Source organism: Phyllobacterium lublinensis, from assembly GCF_020164435.1.
Lineage (GTDB): Bacteria > Pseudomonadota > Alphaproteobacteria > Rhizobiales > Rhizobiaceae > Phyllobacterium > Phyllobacterium lublinensis.
Window position 1 is genome coordinate 127752 of the sequence record NZ_JAIUDQ010000003.1, and the last position, 15302, is coordinate 143053.

Genomic DNA, 15302 nt, shown 5'->3' on the forward strand with positions numbered 1-15302 from the left:
GGCGTCTCCCGCGGTTACCAACAACTTCAAACGGGACTTCCTGCGAACCGCTCGGCAAGCCTGTCACGTTTGACGGCGGCGATGAGAAAATCAACGAATGCACGCGTCTTGGCGGGTAGCAGCGTGCGGCTGGCATAATAGATTGAAATGGGTCCGGCATCCGCATGCCATTGCGGTGCGAGGCGCATCAGTGCGCCACTTTCCAGGTGGGGAAGGGCATCTGGCACTGTAATCAAGGTGACGCCGAGGCCAAGCACGGCCGCTTCACACATTGCAACAGGATCGTTGAAGACGATTTTTTCCTGCAAGACTGCCGGCATCTCGGATCCATGGACGTTTTTCATCGTCCATTGCCGCACCCTGCCAGTACGGGAAGAGCGCATGACGATTCCGTCCAGGGCCGCCAGATCTTGCGGGTCCGCCGGGGGCGTTCGCCCTTGCATGTATCTGGGTGATGCGACCGCGATGATATGCGCCGGTGCGAGTGTCCGGGCGACTATACCTTGCGCCAGTTCGAAGCCGCCGCCGATAGCAGCATCAAAGCCCTCTGCAATCAGATCGACCGGACGACTGTCGAATTGCCAGTCGGGATGGATTTGCGGGTATCGCTCAAGGAAGGCAGGTAGAAGCGGCAGGATATAGTTCGTCCCGAAATTGATGCTGACGCTGATCTTGAGCACGCCTGCCGGTTCATCGCGGCCGGTGGCAATGTTGGCGATGGCGTGCTGCAGTCCCTCCAGATTTCCTTCGACAGCAAGCAGGAAGCGCTCTCCCTCCTCGGTCAATGTCAGCTTTCGCGTGCTGCGATGAAACAGGCGCACACCGAGGTTGCGCTCAAGCATCGCCACATTGCGGCTGACAGCCGCCGGCGTCAGCGCTAACCTTCGTGCAGCGGCGGAGAAGCCCCCGGTTTCAGCGCTGCGGACGAAGGATTCCAGATTGGCAAGCGTTTCCATGGAGGTATCATCTTCAACGGTTACTTGAAAGTAATAAAAGCCATTCATCGCTTATGGTCAAGGAATGAATAGCCCATTTTCACGCCATCAAAAACAATGGAGTGAAAGCCATGTCTGACCAAACCCAACTTCCGCTGGCGGGGAAGACCGCCCTCGTCACCGGCGGTTCCCGTTCGATCGGGGCCGCGATCGCCAAGCGCCTCGCAGCTGACGGCGCAGTGGTTGCAATTACCTTTAGTGCCTCGCCGGAAAAGGCCGGTGACGTTGTCAAGTCGATCGAGGTGGCTGGCGGCCGCGCCGTTGCCATCCATGCTGATGCCGGCAGCCCGGAAGCGGTCCGTCAAGCGGTGGCAAGGACGGTGGATATCTTCGGAGGCATCGATATCCTCGTCAATAACGCAGGTATCGCGCTTGGTGGCCCCATCGACGAGATCACCGACGAAGATTACCAGCGCATGATTGCCGTCAACGTCACCGGTGTGTTTGTGGCAACGCAGGAAGCGGTGCGCAGGATGAAATCCGGCGGGCGCATCGTCCACATCGGCAGCTCGATGCACCGCTATGCAGCTTTCCCCACCGCGTCACTCTACACATTGACCAAGGGAGCCGTTTCCGGGTTCAACCGCAGTCTGGTGCGTGATCTCGGTCCACGCGGCATCACCGTCAACACCGTGCATCCCGGTCCGATCGACACCGACATGAATCCGGATGGTGGACCAGTGTCGAAGATCGTCGGACCTGGCATCGCCATTGGCCGATACGGCAGGTCCGAAGAGATCGCCAGCGCGGTCGCCTATCTCGCCAGCCCCGAGGCAGCCTTCATCACCGGTGCCGATCTTGTCGCCGACGGCGGCTTCACGGCCTGAAACAGAGGAGTACGACAATGACCATCGGAATTATTGGATCTGGCGCGATCGGCTCGGCGTTTGCACGCGCACTTGCCAAAGCCGGGATCGAAGCCGCCATCGCCAACAGCCGTGGCCCGGAGTCGCTAAAGGACCTGGTTGATGAACTTGGTGGGTCGATCAAGGCTGGGACGGTTTTGGAGGCAGCAAGCGCCGACATTGTGCTGGTGGCAGTGAACTGGACAAAACTGCCGCAGGCCCTCGCGGACCTGCCGGACTGGCGTGGCCGCATCGTCGTCGATGCCAACAACCCGATCGAGGCCCCGCATTTCAAGCCAGTCGATCTCGGCAACCGCACCTCCAGTGAAGTCTTTGCCGAAATGGTGCCCGGCGCGCGCGTAGTCAAGGCGTTCAACCACCTGCAGGCGCATCTGCTTTCATCCGATCCCGCAGCCGAGGGCGGGCGACGTGTGCTCTTTTATTCCGGCGACGATGCCGCCGCCAAGGCAGAAGTGGGCGCGCTCATGGAGCGCCTCGGATTCTTCGGCCTCGATCTTGGTTCTCTGGCTACGGGCGCGCGGCTTGTGCAGTTTCCGGGCGGGCCGCTCCCGGTACACAACCTGGTCAAGTTCACCTAGGATCAGGACCCTAGCGCCTATCAAGCGAAACCCGCTCCTGTGAAGGAGCGGGTTTCCTGCAGGAAAGCAAATGCAATTCCCGCAGAGGCCCAGAGACTTGGCACCGCCCGGGGAGGTGGGCACAAATAAACCGATGCCAAATCCCACTGACCGGAATTCTGGTCAGCTCTTAACAACGCACAAATCATCAATTTGTTCCACTGGACGCATAAAATTCTTGTCCAGCGAATGCCATTCCTGCGGCCCATACCAACGCAAGAAATATCAGTGCGATTGCAGCCAGCAGTAGGACGCCCGCAAGAGTGACGGGCCTGTGTTCATGCTCGGACATTATTCATCTCAAAATTGTGTTGGCTGCGTTCATACAACTTATGCGCGAAAGATCAACGAGGCACGTTTCCTTTCGATCGAACGCTTTCAGTTTGGGATGGGAAGTGCGGCGATCAGACGTTCGGATTCGACGACAGAACGCTGCCGTGAGTGTCTTTTGGAGCTGCCAGCATCGAACCGGCCAACCAGGAACCACAAAGCAGAACGCCCAGAATGGCAGCGAGAATCAGCAAGTCCTTCATTTTGGGAAACTGAAATTCAGACTGATGCATACGTAATTTTTCCCATGACATTCGTGGTCTGAGCTGTTCGTCCGCGAGTCGCGGCTCGGGATTGCAAGCTAACATGACACCTGCATCGCCCCTATTGCGCCAAACTAATCCTTTCGATCTAAGCATTCCGCGCCTCTGATGATGGCAGTTGCGACGCACTGCATTGCAACAGAACCATGCCGGTTGCTAAGAGTGGCAATTGCGGGGAGGGACAGATCATATGGTATCGGGCACGGTTCTGGTAACGGGAGCCTCGGGTTTCATTGGACTGGAGCTCGTCCCGCAATTGCAGGAGGTTGGCTACCGCGTCATTGCCGCGACCCGAAATCCCGAAAAGATAGTCGGCGGCGAAACCGTGCGCCTGCCCTTGCCGGCAGAGCCGGTCGAGGCCTTCGAGGCGATTGTCACGAACGTCGATCATGTTGTGCATCTGGCTGCGATTGCCCATACCCAACTCGCCGACTCCGCCGCCATCTACCAGGCCGTCAATTGCGAACTGGCCGTCAAGCTGGCGAAAGCTGCTGAAAAGACCATTGCCGGCAAGTTCGTCTTCATGTCATCCATCCGGGCACAATGCGGAAATGTTCATACCGGCATCGTCGACGAACGCGTTCCGCCGCAACCGACCGATGACTACGGGCGCGCAAAGCTTGCCGCCGAGGTCGACATTGCCGGGATCATGACCCGTGGAAACTATACGATTTTGCGTCCGGTCCTTGTTTATGGCGCTGGCGTCAAGGGCAATATGGCTGCGCTCACCAGGCTCGCGTCGCTTCCAGTCCCGTTGCCGTTGAAATCGCTGGATGCGCGGCGTTCGCTCATCGACCGCACATCTCTCTGTCATGCGATCATTCACTGCCTGCGTGAGCCAGAGACCGATGCGGGAACCTTTATCGTGGCGGACGACAGCCCGCTGACAGTGCCGCAAATAATAACTGCCATTCGCCGCGCGGCCGGGCGCGATCCCGGACTGTTTTCCTGCCCGCGCTGGGCGCTGCAGCTTGCCGCACGGCTCATGGGTCAGGGCGCGCGCTGGCAGACGATCAATGGGGATATGGTTGCAAGCTCTGCCTTGCTGCAGTCGACGGGATGGCACGCGATAGCCGACTCCGCCCAGCGGATCGAAGAGTTATCGCAGCATATGGCCCCACGCTAATTTCCGGCAAGCCCTTGGATATTCGTCAAAGCATGTTACATTGTGCCCAACGTTAATTGAACAGCGTCATGCTTGCGTCCTTTTGGTTCGCGCGGCGCTCGAAGGACAAGACTTTGAAAGACCCCGAAACGGGCGCGTCAAACGCGCCGAATGGAGGGGCGTCTGGCGGTGGCAACGTGTCGAAGGACACTGCAGGCCCCGTCAAGAACGGGCCCGGGCCGCATGGGAATCCTGCAGGTGACATGCAGGAAAACCGGTCCGATTCTGAAGGCAGACGCTTCGACAAGAATCCGAAGAAACGTGCACGCCGCCGCAGGCGCGGCAAGTCGAAACAGCTACCTGCTTCGACGGTGCCGACGCTTGCCATAGCGCAGCCGCCGGTTGCGGCTGACGACACGCATTCCCCGGCGAAGACCGGCAAGAAGCGACGCCCGAACCGGTTTCGCCGTCGCGGGCGCTCGGGCATCAAACCTGCCGCTGCCATCGCTCCGGCCGTTGCCTCGCCTGCAAGCGGATCTACTGCAACATCGTTGCCAGATGTACCGCGACATGAACCAAGACACCAAAATCCGCTCTATGCCGCGCTCGATCTTGGCACCAACAATTGCAGGCTTCTGGTTGCGTCTCCCACACGGCCAGGACAGTTCCGCGTGGTCGATGCATTCTCGCGCATCGTTCGTCTTGGCGAAGGGCTGGGCGCCTCGGGTCGTCTCAGTAGCAACGCCATGAGCCGCGCGATTGAAGCCCTCAAAATCTGCCGCGACAAGCTCGACAACCATGATGTGCGCAAGGCGCGCCTCATTGCGACCGAGGCCTGCCGCCAGGCACAGAACGGGGCGGAGTTTCTCAGCCGCGTGAAAGAGGAGACGGGTCTCGAGCTTGAAATCATCAATCGCCAGACGGAAGCCCGCCTGGCCGTGTCTGGTTGCGGCACGCTGGTTGAGCGCGAGACCGACGCCGTCGTCCTGTTCGACATCGGTGGCGGCTCATCGGAGATCGCCCTGATCGACGTTTCCGAGCGCCGTTCGCCGCGTCTCGCCGAGCATATCATTGCCTGGACATCGTTGCCGGTTGGGGTGGTCACGCTTGCGGAACGCTTTGGCGGGCGTGACGTGACGACCGACAATTTCGCCGTCATGGTCGATCATGTCGCCGGCCTCCTGAATGATTTCTCCGAACGTCACAAGCTCGGCGATCTCGTCAAGAGCCAGAATTTTCATCTGTTGGGAACGTCGGGGACGGTGACCACGCTTGCAGGCATCCATCTGGGGCTTGAGCGCTATGACCGCCGCCGCATAGATGGAATCTGGATGCAGAACCAGGACGTAACGGCCATGACGAGCCGGCTCTTGTCCTGGAGCTTCGATGAGCGTGTTGCCAATCCGTGCATAGGTGCCGACCGGGCCGACCTCGTGCTTGCGGGCTGTGCCATTCTCGACGCCATTCGCAACGTCTGGCCCAGCCAGAAATTGCGCGTGGCCGATCGCGGCCTGCGCGAAGGCATCCTGACCGAACTCATGTCGCGCGACGGCGCGTGGCGCAATCGTTGGCAGCGTAGCGGGAGTGCACATGGCTAAGACAACAACAGGCGGCCGTGGCGGCACAGGCACGCGCGGCCTCCATACCAAGATCAAGAAGAAGGCCGGCACGATCAAGGAGTCGTCCCGCCGCTGGCTTGAGCGCCACATCAACGATCCCTATGTGCAACGCTCCAAGCAGGACGGCTATCGCTCGCGCGCGGCATACAAGCTGATCGAGATCAATGATCGCTACAAGCTGCTGAAAAAAGGCCAGCGGATCATCGATCTGGGCGCTGCGCCCGGCGGCTGGAGTCAGATCGCTGCCTCCATTGTCGGCTCTCCCGACGATTTTCCAACGGTCGTTGGCATCGACTATCTCCACGTCGATCCCTTGCCGGGAGTAACCTTGCTTGAGATGGATTTCCTCGACGACGCCGCACCGGACAAGTTGATGGAAGCGCTCGGCGGCAAGCCGGACATCGTGCTCTCGGACATGGCAGCGCCAACGACCGGCCATCGTCGCACCGATCACATCCGTACGACGCACCTTTGCGAGGTCGCGGCGGATTTTGCCGTTTCGGTCCTCAGTCCCGGCGGCCACTTCCTCACCAAGACGTTCCAGGGTGGGACGGAAAACGAGGTGCTCACACTTCTCAAGAAGCACTTCAAGTCGGTACACCACGTCAAGCCACCCGCTTCCCGGGCAGAGTCGGTCGAGCTCTACCTTTTGGCGCGCGACTTCAAGGGTTGATACAACCAGGGCTGGCTTGGAAATGCTGCCAGAACTGTTATTCCTTCCTGGAGTGAGGAACGAGCTTACGCCCGTCCTCCTTTCCTTATTGATGAAAATGAACCCGGACCGCTATTGTCCAGCCTGTCCGGGTTCATTTCACGATAAGGGTGATGCACCACGGTTTTAACCGCATTGTTTGAAGGCAAGGCTGATGCCGCAGTTGTAGGAGCCCATCCCCTCCAATGCGCCGGCTGGCGTGGCGCTTGCTGCTTCTGCCCCCAAATCCGCATGGAATTTGAGAGCCCATTATTCGCGCAGATATTGTTCCTGCAACAAACGCAAGGTTGTATTGCGCAGTCTTACTCCGCCGGCGCCGCGGCCTTCTCAAACGGCCTGTGTCCCGAGACTTCTGCACCTGCATCCGGCTTCAAGCCCCAGAACCACAGGCAGGCCAGTCCCGATACCGCTGCGACGATGAAGAAGGCGATGTGAAAATCGGAGAGCTGCAGCGGGCCACCATGGATAGTGGTGGAAACCTCAAGGATGCCGCCGGCAAGCGCGACGCCGAGCGCAATGGAAACCTGCTGCGCCACGGAACTGATCGGGGTCGCTAGGCTGGTCTGCTCGTTCGGAACGTCGGCATAGGTGAGCGCATTGATCCCGGTAAAGAACAGTGAACGGAAGAAGCCTCCCGCAAGCAGGAGCAGCACCATCAGCCAGTAGGGTGTTGCCGGCGTAAAAAATCCGTTGACCGCGATCAACGCCGCGGCGAGCACCGACCCATACATCAGGGAATTGCGGAAGCCGGTTCTCTGATAGAACCACGTTGTCACGAGCTTCATGCTCATTGCGCCCAGCGCCGATACAAATGTGATCAGGCCCGACTGGAAGGGGGTCAGTCCGAAGCCGATCTGAAACATGAGCGGCAAGAGGAACGGCAAGGCACCGACGCCGATGCGAAACACGCTGCCGCCGATAATGGATGCCCTGAACACCTGGTTGCGGAAAAGATCGAGCGCGAGCAGTGGCGCCGCTGTTCTGCGGGCGTGCAGCAGGTAAAGGACGGTTGACACGATGCCGACGGCGAGCGTCGAAATGCCCACCCAGGTTGGCAGGGCTGGAAGGCTGACCACCGACAGGCCGAACACGACGCCGGAGGCGGCAATGCCGCTGAGGAAAAAGCCCGTCACGTCGAGCGGGCGCTGGATCAGGGTTTCGACCGCCGGTAGGTAGCGTGTCGCGATCCAGATCCCGACGATCCCGATTGGAACGTTGATCAGGAATATCCAATGCCAGGTAAAATAGGTGGTGATGAAACCGCCCACGGGCGGCCCGAGAAGCGGACCGATAAGTGCTGGCATGGTGAGCCAGGCCATCGCGCCGACGAGTTCATTGCGCGGTGTTGATCGCACCAGAACAAGCCGCGCGATTGGGGTCATCATTGCTCCGCCGATCCCCTGCAGGGAACGAGAGACGACAAACGCCAGCAATGAATTGGAAGCAGCACAAGCAATCGATCCCAGGATGAAGACGACGATCGCTGCCCGAAATACGTTCTTGGCGCCAAACCTGTCAGCCATCCAGCCACTGATTGGAATGAACACGGCGAGAGAAACGAGATATGCCGTTAATGCCAGTTTCAGTGCAATCGGACTGCTGCCGATGTCCGCCGCGATGGCCGGAAGCGATGTCGATATGACGGTGGAGTCCATATTCTCCATGAACAGAGCCACAGCAAGCACAAGCGGAACGATGCGATTCACGTTGGATTCCAGTTCTCAAATGGTTGAGAAAACAGGTGGCGGGTCCGGTTGGGGGGACTCGAACATGCTAGATGCGAGTTCCGATAGCACCGGTCATGCGAAGGCTCAAGCATCGATCATGAAGAAGTGATCCGACAATGAATTCTTGTGATCGATTCCGCCGGTGGTGACGCAAGACGGAGGCGTGGCGACGTGTACACTGCGCCCACCCACGCACAATGGCTGACCACGGAGAAACCTTCATGTCGACGTTCGAGATTTCCCGCCGCAATCTTTTCCTTGCTTCCAGCGCCGTGGCGGGAGGGCTGGCAATTCCACAGATTGTAACGGAAACTGCCGATGCGGCAGTGCCGCCGTCGGATGCAAAGAACTCGGGTTTCAAGCGCTTCAAGCTTGGAGACTTCGAGATCACCGCGTTGCTTGACGGCCTGAGGCCGGGAGATGGACCTCATCCAACCTTTGGCTCCAATCAGAAACCGGAAACTGTAGCCGAGTTGATGCGGGCCAATTTCTTGCCCGAAACCAAGACCGTCAACGGTTTCGCTCCTGTTCTCGTCAATACCGGAGCGGAACTTGTCCTCTTCGATACCGGGTTTGGCGCGGGCGGGCGGGAGAACGGTCTCGGCCAGCTCGAGGCCAATATGAAGGCGGCCGGTTATACGCCCGACCAGGTCACGATCGTGGTACTCACCCACATGCATGGTGATCATATCGGTGGGCTGATGAACGGCGACACGCCCGGTTTTGCCAATGCACGCTACGTTGCCGGTGCGGTGGAATATGATTTCTGGACCGATCCCGCCCGCGCCGGAACGCCCGCGGAAAATGGCGCCAGGAGTGTAAATGCCAAGGTCAAACCGCTTGCCGAAAAGGCGACCTTCATCAAGGCGGGAGATTCGGTTGTCTCCGGCATAACCAGTGAATCGGCCTATGGGCATACGCCTGGACATCTGATTTTCCACATCGAATCCGACGGAAAACATCTGGTCCTGACCGGAGATACGGCCAATCACTACGTCGCATCGCTGCAGCGCCCGGATTGGGAAGTTGCCTTCGATACGGACAAGCAAATGGGAGCGGCAACGCGCAGGAAGGTTTTCGACATGATCGCAACCGACAAGCTCCCGTTCATCGGCTATCACATGCCTTTCCCCGCTGTCGGCTTCGTCGAAAAGCAGGAGATGGGCTACCGCTTCGTGCCGGTCACCTATCAGTTCGACGTCTGACGAAAAATTCGTGCGGTGGCGGTTCGGCGCATTCGCGTCGAACCGCTCGGTTTGGACAAATCTTGCCGGGGGCCTTTCCAAACCGACATATCCGTGTTACCAGCCCGTGCCAATTCACTTGAACACAACCGACTCGGCGCCCCACCACCGTGGAGCGCCCTTTAGTCGTATTAGCCGTATTGTAAGGAATTGGTCATGGCAAAAATCGTTGAATCCGCAACAGGCTCGTTGGCACTGACATTTGACGATGTCCTGTTGCAACCCGGTCATTCCGAAGTCATGCCCGGCCAGACCGACATCCGCACGCGAATTGCTCCCGATATCGAACTGAACCTGCCACTCCTTTCGGCGGCAATGGACACGGTCACCGAATCGCGCCTCGCCATCGCCATGGCGCAGGCGGGCGGCATGGGTGTCATTCATCGCAACCTGTCGCCGGAATTGCAGGCCGAGGAAGTCCGCCAGGTCAAGAAGTTCGAATCCGGCATGGTGGTCAACCCCGTCACCATCGGACCGGACGCGACATTGGCCGATGCGCAGGCGTTGATGCGCGCCCACGGGATTTCCGGCATTCCCGTCGTCGAAAACGCCGGCGAGGGCAGCCGCAAGGCCGGTCGGCTGGTCGGAATACTGACCAATCGCGACGTGCGTTTTGCCTCTGATCCCGCCCAGAAGATCTATGAGCTGATGACGCGCGAAAACCTCATCACCGTGCGGGAGAACGTGCAGCAGGACGAGGCCAAGCGCCTTCTGCATCAGCACCGTATCGAAAAGCTGCTGGTGGTCGACGACAAGGGCTACTGTGTTGGCCTTGTCACGGTTAAGGACATAGAGAAGTCGCAGCTCAACCCGAATGCAGCCAAGGATGCCCAGGGGAGGCTCCGCGTCGCTGCCGCGTCGAGCGTCGGCGAGGACGGCTTCGAGCGCGCCGAACGTCTCATCGCTGCTGGCGTTGACGTTCTCGTCATCGACACCGCGCACGGCCACTCGCAGCGTGTGCTGGATGCGGTCACCCGTGCCAAGAAGATGTCCAATGCCGTGCGCATCATTGCTGGCAATGTCGCCACCGCAGCGGGAACACAGGCACTCATCGATGCCGGCGCCGATGCCGTCAAGGTCGGCATTGGACCGGGCTCGATCTGCACGACGCGTATCGTTGCCGGCGTTGGCGTACCGCAGTTGTCTGCCATCATGTCCGCCGTGGAAGCGGCGCACAAGTCGGGCGTTCCGGTCATCGCCGATGGCGGCATCAAGTATTCCGGCGATTTCGCCAAGGCATTGGCAGCCGGCGCGGCCGCTGCCATGGCGGGATCGGCGCTTGCCGGTACCGAGGAAAGCCCGGGAGAGGTCTATCTCTATCAGGGGCGCTCCTTCAAGGCTTACCGTGGAATGGGCTCGGTCGGAGCCATGGCCCGTGGCTCGGCCGATCGCTATTTCCAGGCCGAAGTACGTGACGAGCTGAAACTTGTGCCGGAAGGCATCGAAGGTCAGGTCGCCTACAAGGGGCCGGTCTCCGGCGTGCTGCATCAGCTCGCGGGCGGGCTACGCGCCTCCATGGGCTATGTCGGGGCAAAAAATCTGGAAGAATTCCGCGAAAAGGCTACATTCGTGCGTATCACCAATGCAGGCCTGCGTGAGAGTCATACCCATGATGTCACGATTACCCGTGAGAGCCCGAACTACCCCGGCGGCAACTGATAAAAGTAGGAGTGGCGTCGATGACTGACGCCCTCCGTGACCACTTCTCGGCCATGGCGCGCAATAGCGCCTGGTCGAACCACAGGCTGCTCAGCGCTTGCCTTGAACTGACCGACGAGGAGTTCGCCCGGGAGCGCACCAGTTTCTTCCCGTCGATCCAGATGACACTCAACCACAATCTCATCGTCGACCATATCTACATGGCTGATATGATCGGCAAGGGCCGCCGCAATATCGGCCTCGAGGGTGACATACCGTTTCCAAAGGCGGTCGACCTGAAACGGGCCCAGGACGAGTTCGACAGAAGCCTTATCGAGTTTTGTGACGGTCTTTCTGCGTCGGATCTCGACCGCATCATTTCCATCACCTGGCGCACGGACGAAACTTCGCAGGAACCGATCCGCCTCGTGCTGTCGCATCTGTTCGTGCACCAGATCCATCATCGCGGACAGGCCCACGCGATGCTTGCTGGAACCCGTGTACCGCCACCGCAGCTCGACGAGTTCTTCCTCAACTACGATATTCCGCGGCGGCTGGGCGAACCATTCACTGATTAGCCTGATGGAATGGGGCCTTTGGCCAGCGACCGTCACGGGATGATTTTCCGTGCCCTGAGGTCGGCAAACACGCGCATGAACATCTCTTCCGTATCGATATATTCATGAAAGCCTGCGCGTCGCAGCCTGGTGCCGTCGGCAAAGAAATCGTAGTCCCAACCGAAGACGGCATCGCCAAACGCCCAGGACGAGACATCCCGATAGGGCGTGTGCGCAATACCGTGCGTTTCGATCATTCTGTTCCACAGCGGATCCTTGTCGGCCATGATGGTTGCCAGTGACATCTGCAGCGGCGGCGCGACCTCCAGGTCAAAGAATTTGGCGATTTTCGGCCACATTTCGCTCCAGCGAAACAGGTCGCCATTGTTGATATTGAAGGCCTGGTTGCCGCATTGCGGGTTGGTTGCAATAAACACCGTTGCCCGCGCCAGCAAACCGGCGTCAGTCATCTCCAGCAGACTGTCATAGGCTCCGACTTTCCCGGGAAAGCGCAGAGGAATGCCAAGTTCCTTCGACATTGAGGCATAGACGGCGATGACCGAAGCAAGATTCATCGGATTGCCAAGCGCAAAGCCGACCACAACGGAAGGACGCAGTGCCGACCAGGTCCAGCTTTTGCCCTTCTGCAACGCCTCGAGGAAATCCTGCTGGTCTATGTTGAATTCCGGCGGCATGTGGTTGGCGTCGGTTTCCCGAGCCGGCGTCTTGAACGGGCCGAGATGCGCACCGTAGACCTTGTAGCCCTGCATCAGACTGATGTGCTGAAGCCCCGTTGCCACCGGCTCAATTGCGTTGACCGTATTGACCAGCATCGCCAGATTTGGCGGCACCAGTTCGGCCCAGCTCGGCCGGTCCTGGTAGGCGGCGTAGAAGATGTGCGTCGCGTCGGCAAGGTGCGTGAGCTTGTCCCTGGCATCTGCCGCATCGAGCAGATCAACGGCAATGTGGCTGACTTTGCCCGCTGTTTTGCCGCCACGCCGCGACAGGCCGACGATCTCCCAGTCGCCAAGTTCCGCGAGGTGGGCGATCAGATTGCCGCCGATGATGCCATTGGCACCGACCACGACTGCTTTCTTGGTCATTTTGAAACTCCTCAGTTCGATTGCTGAACCGAGGATCATGTATTCGCCATACTATGAATAGCTGGCAGAACTTGATATCATTCATAAGAAGCCCTTATAAGTGATGCCATGGACCGATTTGCCGCGATGAAAACTTTCGTCCGTGTTGCGGAACGCGGCACACTTTCGGCTGCAGCACGGGAGCTTGGTCTGACGCAGCCGGCCGTCAGCCAGCAGATTGCGGCACTCGAGCGGCATCTCGATCTGCGGTTGTTTCAGCGCTCGACGCGCCGGCTTGCGCTGACCGAGGGGGGAGAAACCTACTACCAGCACGCGCGTCATATTCTGCAGGCGGTTGATGAGGCCGAGGAAAGTGCTGGCGAATTATCCGCGGCATTACGAGGCAACCTGCGGCTGCATGCACCTGTCGGATTCGGCCAGACCCATCTGTCGCCGATCGTCATCGAATTTCAGCGCCTGCATACAGAACTCGTCATCGAGCTTGTCCTCGACGACCGCGTTGCGGATCTGATCGCCGAAGGCGTCGATGTCGCCATACGTTTTGGCGAACTGAAATCATCCGAACTCATTGCCCGCAAGCTCGCCACATTCGAGCGCATCCTCGTTGCATCGCCGGACTATCTTGCCAGGCATGGCAGTCCGCAAAGCCCGCAGGATCTTGCCAGCCATCGCCATGTCCGTTTCCTCTGGACGCCGCAGGGCGAGGCAATTCCGCTGCTCGGACCAAAAGGCCCCGTCACCGCGCCGGTGCGTTCCACTTTCCTTGCCAACAATGCCTTTGTCCTCAACGACGCGCTTTGCGCCGGGCTCGGCATTGGCGGGGCGCAGATGCCGTTGGTACAGCCATTGCTGGAGGAGAGCAGGCTCGTACGCGTATTGCCGGAATATGCCTATGCGCCGATGGACATCCACGTTGTCTATCCAACGTCCCGCTTTCTGCCGCGCAAGGTCCGTGCCTTTATCAATTACCTGGAGGCAGGATTGGCCGGTGTCGCAGGCTTGCGCATGGTCCGCAATCCTGAAAGGTACGTATAGAAATCTCATCAGGAGGACTTCATGTCGCAAACCGCAATTTTCTGGCCCATGATCGCGCTGACATTCTTGATCTGCTGTATCTACGCCGTTGTCTTCCTGCGGCGCCAGCAGGCGCTGTCAACCGGACAGGCCACGCCGCATGATTTCAGGCTGCCCCTCAAGGAGCCGGAGGCAAGCGTCACGGCCATCCGGAACCTGATGAATCTCTATGAACTGCCGATGCTATTCTATGTGGTCTGCCTCTCGCTTTATGCCGTCAACGGCGCCACACTTCTTGCGGTCATCGTGGCATGGCTGTTTGTGGCTTCGCGCTTCGCCCACAGCTTCGTTCACGTCACATCGAACCGCTTGCGCCTGCGCCAGCCACTGTTCCTCATTGGCTTCATATTGAATGGAGTGCTCTGGGTGATGCTTGCGCTGCACCTTGCCGTACCGCCAGTCGCCTAGGCGGCGGCCAGGTCATCGAGTTCAGCTGGAGACACGAACAGCCTGCGGCTGCATTTGATGATCGATGCCGCCAGCGCCTCGAAATCATCACGGCGCTCGCTCTGCTTGCGCCAGATCAGGCCGATCTCGCGTGATGGTTCCGGATCGGCAAAGGCGACGATCCGGACATTGTTGCGGCTGGCCTCAGTACGCACGGCAATCTCCGGGATGAGCGTCAAGCCCATGCCATGACTGACCATCTGCAGCAGCGTCGCCATGCTTGTGGCGCCGAAATTGACGAGCTGGCGCTGTTTGACGCTGGTACAGACCGCAAGTGCCTGGTCGCGCAGGCAATGACCTTCCTCGAGCAGGAGCAGCCGTTCTACCGCGACGTCTTCTTGCGTCATCGGTGACGTTAGCACGTCGATATCGTTGCTGGATGTCGCAATCAGAAAGCGATCGCGGAACAGCGGCTTTGCGATGGTTCCCTCACCATCGATCGGCAAGGCGGCGATCAGCACGTCGAGATCGCCAAGACGCAGGTCCTCAACCAGCTTCGACGTGACGGCCTCGCGCAATTCGATGGTCAGGTCGGGATAGGCAACCCGCAATTCCGGGATCAACAATGGCAGCAGGTAGGGTGCGATCGTCGGAATGATGCCTAGCCGCAGGCGTCCCCGCAGGATGCCACGCTTTTGCGCTGCGAACTCCTCCAGTGAACGGATTTCATCGAGTATGCCGCGGACACGCGGCAGGAGCCGCCTTCCCATGTCGGTGAGCACAACGGTTCGTCGGGTCCGCTCGAACAGGGTAGCACCAAGCCGCATTTCCATTTCCGCGATCTGTGCCGAAAGCGCCGGCTGCGAGATACGGGCAAGCTCGGCGGCTTTGCGGAAATGCAGCGTGGTGGCGAGAATCTCGAAATAGTGCATCTGGCGAACGGAAAACATGATAAGACAATCCTATCAATAATTATTCCAAATACAATTGGAAACTATGATTAGAAAGGTTCTATTGTAAGGCGAGGGAGCGGCTGCCGAAGTGCGCCTGCGATTCCACCCGCCA

15 protein-coding genes are annotated in these 15302 nt (G+C 59.2%); 10 read left to right on the forward strand and 5 right to left on the reverse strand.

Annotated features, from left to right (window positions below):
- Positions 1-26 precede the first annotated feature (26 nt).
- A complete protein-coding gene (locus K9U38_RS05285; protein ID WP_224493300.1) occupies positions 27-956 on the reverse strand; it encodes a LysR family transcriptional regulator in 930 nt (309 codons plus the stop codon).
- Positions 957-1066: 110 nt separating this feature from the next.
- On the opposite strand from K9U38_RS05285, the gene K9U38_RS05290 reads away from it, so the two are divergent.
- On the forward strand, positions 1067-1822 hold the full coding sequence (locus tag K9U38_RS05290; RefSeq protein WP_370631825.1) for an SDR family NAD(P)-dependent oxidoreductase: 756 nt from the start codon (positions 1067-1069) through the stop codon (positions 1820-1822).
- Positions 1823-1839: 17 nt separating this feature from the next.
- A complete protein-coding gene (locus K9U38_RS05295) occupies positions 1840-2439 on the forward strand; it encodes an NADPH-dependent F420 reductase (protein WP_370631826.1) in 600 nt (199 codons plus the stop codon).
- Positions 2440-2882: 443 nt separating this feature from the next.
- On the opposite strand, the gene K9U38_RS21965 is transcribed toward K9U38_RS05295, so the two are convergent.
- Entirely contained in the window at positions 2883-3011 is a 129-nt protein-coding gene (locus tag K9U38_RS21965; RefSeq protein ID WP_255606952.1) for a hypothetical protein, read from the reverse strand.
- Between the two features lie 250 nt (positions 3012-3261).
- Here K9U38_RS21965 and K9U38_RS05300 point away from each other — a divergent pair, with 250 nt between their 5' ends.
- The 3 genes from K9U38_RS05300 to K9U38_RS05310 all read left to right on the forward strand — a co-directional run bounded on the left by K9U38_RS05300 (position 3262) and on the right by K9U38_RS05310 (position 6468).
- A complete protein-coding gene (locus K9U38_RS05300; RefSeq protein ID WP_224493301.1) occupies positions 3262-4197 on the forward strand; it encodes an NAD-dependent epimerase/dehydratase family protein in 936 nt (311 codons plus the stop codon).
- 68 nt (positions 4198-4265) lie between these two features.
- The gene (locus K9U38_RS05305) at positions 4266-5774 is read left to right on the forward strand and encodes a Ppx/GppA phosphatase family protein (RefSeq protein WP_370631827.1); all 1509 of its coding nucleotides are present in this window, start codon (positions 4266-4268) and stop codon (positions 5772-5774) included.
- Entirely contained in the window at positions 5767-6468 is a 702-nt protein-coding gene (locus K9U38_RS05310) for an RlmE family RNA methyltransferase (RefSeq protein WP_224493302.1), read from the forward strand. The genes K9U38_RS05305 and K9U38_RS05310 overlap by 8 nt, the downstream gene beginning before the upstream one ends.
- Before the next feature lie 341 nt (positions 6469-6809).
- Here the strand turns inward: K9U38_RS05310 and K9U38_RS05315 are convergent, their stop codons facing one another.
- Positions 6810-8213: a DHA2 family efflux MFS transporter permease subunit gene (locus tag K9U38_RS05315; RefSeq protein ID WP_224493303.1), complete on the reverse strand. Its 1404-nt coding sequence runs from the start codon at positions 8211-8213 to the stop codon at positions 6810-6812.
- A 218-nt stretch (positions 8214-8431) separates the two neighbouring features.
- Between K9U38_RS05315 and K9U38_RS05320 the strand changes: the two genes are divergently transcribed.
- From K9U38_RS05320 to K9U38_RS05330, 3 genes are all read left to right on the forward strand, one after another.
- Entirely contained in the window at positions 8432-9439 is a 1008-nt protein-coding gene (locus K9U38_RS05320) for an MBL fold metallo-hydrolase (RefSeq protein ID WP_370631828.1), read from the forward strand.
- Positions 9440-9634: 195 nt separating this feature from the next.
- Positions 9635-11137, forward strand: a complete 1503-nt coding sequence (gene guaB / locus K9U38_RS05325; protein ID WP_224493304.1) for an IMP dehydrogenase — start codon at positions 9635-9637, stop codon at positions 11135-11137.
- Positions 11138-11157: 20 nt separating this feature from the next.
- Positions 11158-11694, forward strand: a complete 537-nt coding sequence (locus tag K9U38_RS05330) for a DinB family protein (RefSeq protein ID WP_224493305.1) — start codon at positions 11158-11160, stop codon at positions 11692-11694.
- A 32-nt stretch (positions 11695-11726) separates the two neighbouring features.
- On the opposite strand, the gene K9U38_RS05335 is transcribed toward K9U38_RS05330, so the two are convergent.
- Positions 11727-12776 carry an SDR family oxidoreductase gene (locus K9U38_RS05335; protein WP_224493306.1) on the reverse strand — a complete coding sequence of 350 codons (1050 nt, stop codon included), beginning with the start codon at positions 12774-12776 and terminating at the stop codon, positions 11727-11729.
- 108 nt (positions 12777-12884) lie between these two features.
- Between K9U38_RS05335 and K9U38_RS05340 the strand changes: the two genes are divergently transcribed.
- Together K9U38_RS05340 and K9U38_RS05345 are read left to right on the forward strand one after the other, a co-directional pair.
- A complete protein-coding gene (locus K9U38_RS05340; RefSeq protein ID WP_224493307.1) occupies positions 12885-13811 on the forward strand; it encodes a LysR family transcriptional regulator in 927 nt (308 codons plus the stop codon).
- A gap of 21 nt (positions 13812-13832) precedes the next feature.
- On the forward strand, positions 13833-14258 hold the full coding sequence (locus K9U38_RS05345) for an MAPEG family protein (protein WP_224493308.1): 426 nt from the start codon (positions 13833-13835) through the stop codon (positions 14256-14258).
- Here the strand turns inward: K9U38_RS05345 and K9U38_RS05350 are convergent.
- On the reverse strand, positions 14255-15187 hold the full coding sequence (locus K9U38_RS05350) for a hydrogen peroxide-inducible genes activator (RefSeq protein ID WP_224493309.1): 933 nt from the start codon (positions 15185-15187) through the stop codon (positions 14255-14257). The genes K9U38_RS05345 and K9U38_RS05350 overlap by 4 nt on opposite strands.
- Positions 15188-15302: the final 115 nt, after the last annotated feature.

Coding starts and splice junctions, on each gene's coding strand:
- K9U38_RS05285 (WP_224493300.1), bottom strand. CDS start 956: ATGGAAACGCTTGCCAATCTGGAATCCTTCGTCCGCAGCGCTGAAACC.
- K9U38_RS05290 (WP_370631825.1), top strand. CDS start 1,067: ATGTCTGACCAAACCCAACTTCCGCTGGCGGGGAAGACCGCCCTCGTC.
- K9U38_RS05295 (WP_370631826.1), top strand. CDS start 1,840: ATGACCATCGGAATTATTGGATCTGGCGCGATCGGCTCGGCGTTTGCA.
- K9U38_RS21965 (WP_255606952.1), bottom strand. CDS start 3,011: ATGAAGGACTTGCTGATTCTCGCTGCCATTCTGGGCGTTCTGCTTTGT.
- K9U38_RS05300 (WP_224493301.1), top strand. CDS start 3,262: ATGGTATCGGGCACGGTTCTGGTAACGGGAGCCTCGGGTTTCATTGGA.
- K9U38_RS05305 (WP_370631827.1), top strand. CDS start 4,266: ATGCTTGCGTCCTTTTGGTTCGCGCGGCGCTCGAAGGACAAGACTTTG.
- K9U38_RS05310 (WP_224493302.1), top strand. CDS start 5,767: ATGGCTAAGACAACAACAGGCGGCCGTGGCGGCACAGGCACGCGCGGC.
- K9U38_RS05320 (WP_370631828.1), top strand. CDS start 8,432: ATGGCTGACCACGGAGAAACCTTCATGTCGACGTTCGAGATTTCCCGC.
- guaB (WP_224493304.1), top strand. CDS start 9,635: ATGGCAAAAATCGTTGAATCCGCAACAGGCTCGTTGGCACTGACATTT.
- K9U38_RS05330 (WP_224493305.1), top strand. CDS start 11,158: ATGACTGACGCCCTCCGTGACCACTTCTCGGCCATGGCGCGCAATAGC.
- K9U38_RS05335 (WP_224493306.1), bottom strand. CDS start 12,776: ATGACCAAGAAAGCAGTCGTGGTCGGTGCCAATGGCATCATCGGCGGC.
- K9U38_RS05340 (WP_224493307.1), top strand. CDS start 12,885: ATGGACCGATTTGCCGCGATGAAAACTTTCGTCCGTGTTGCGGAACGC.
- K9U38_RS05345 (WP_224493308.1), top strand. CDS start 13,833: ATGTCGCAAACCGCAATTTTCTGGCCCATGATCGCGCTGACATTCTTG.
- K9U38_RS05350 (WP_224493309.1), bottom strand. CDS start 15,187: ATGTTTTCCGTTCGCCAGATGCACTATTTCGAGATTCTCGCCACCACG.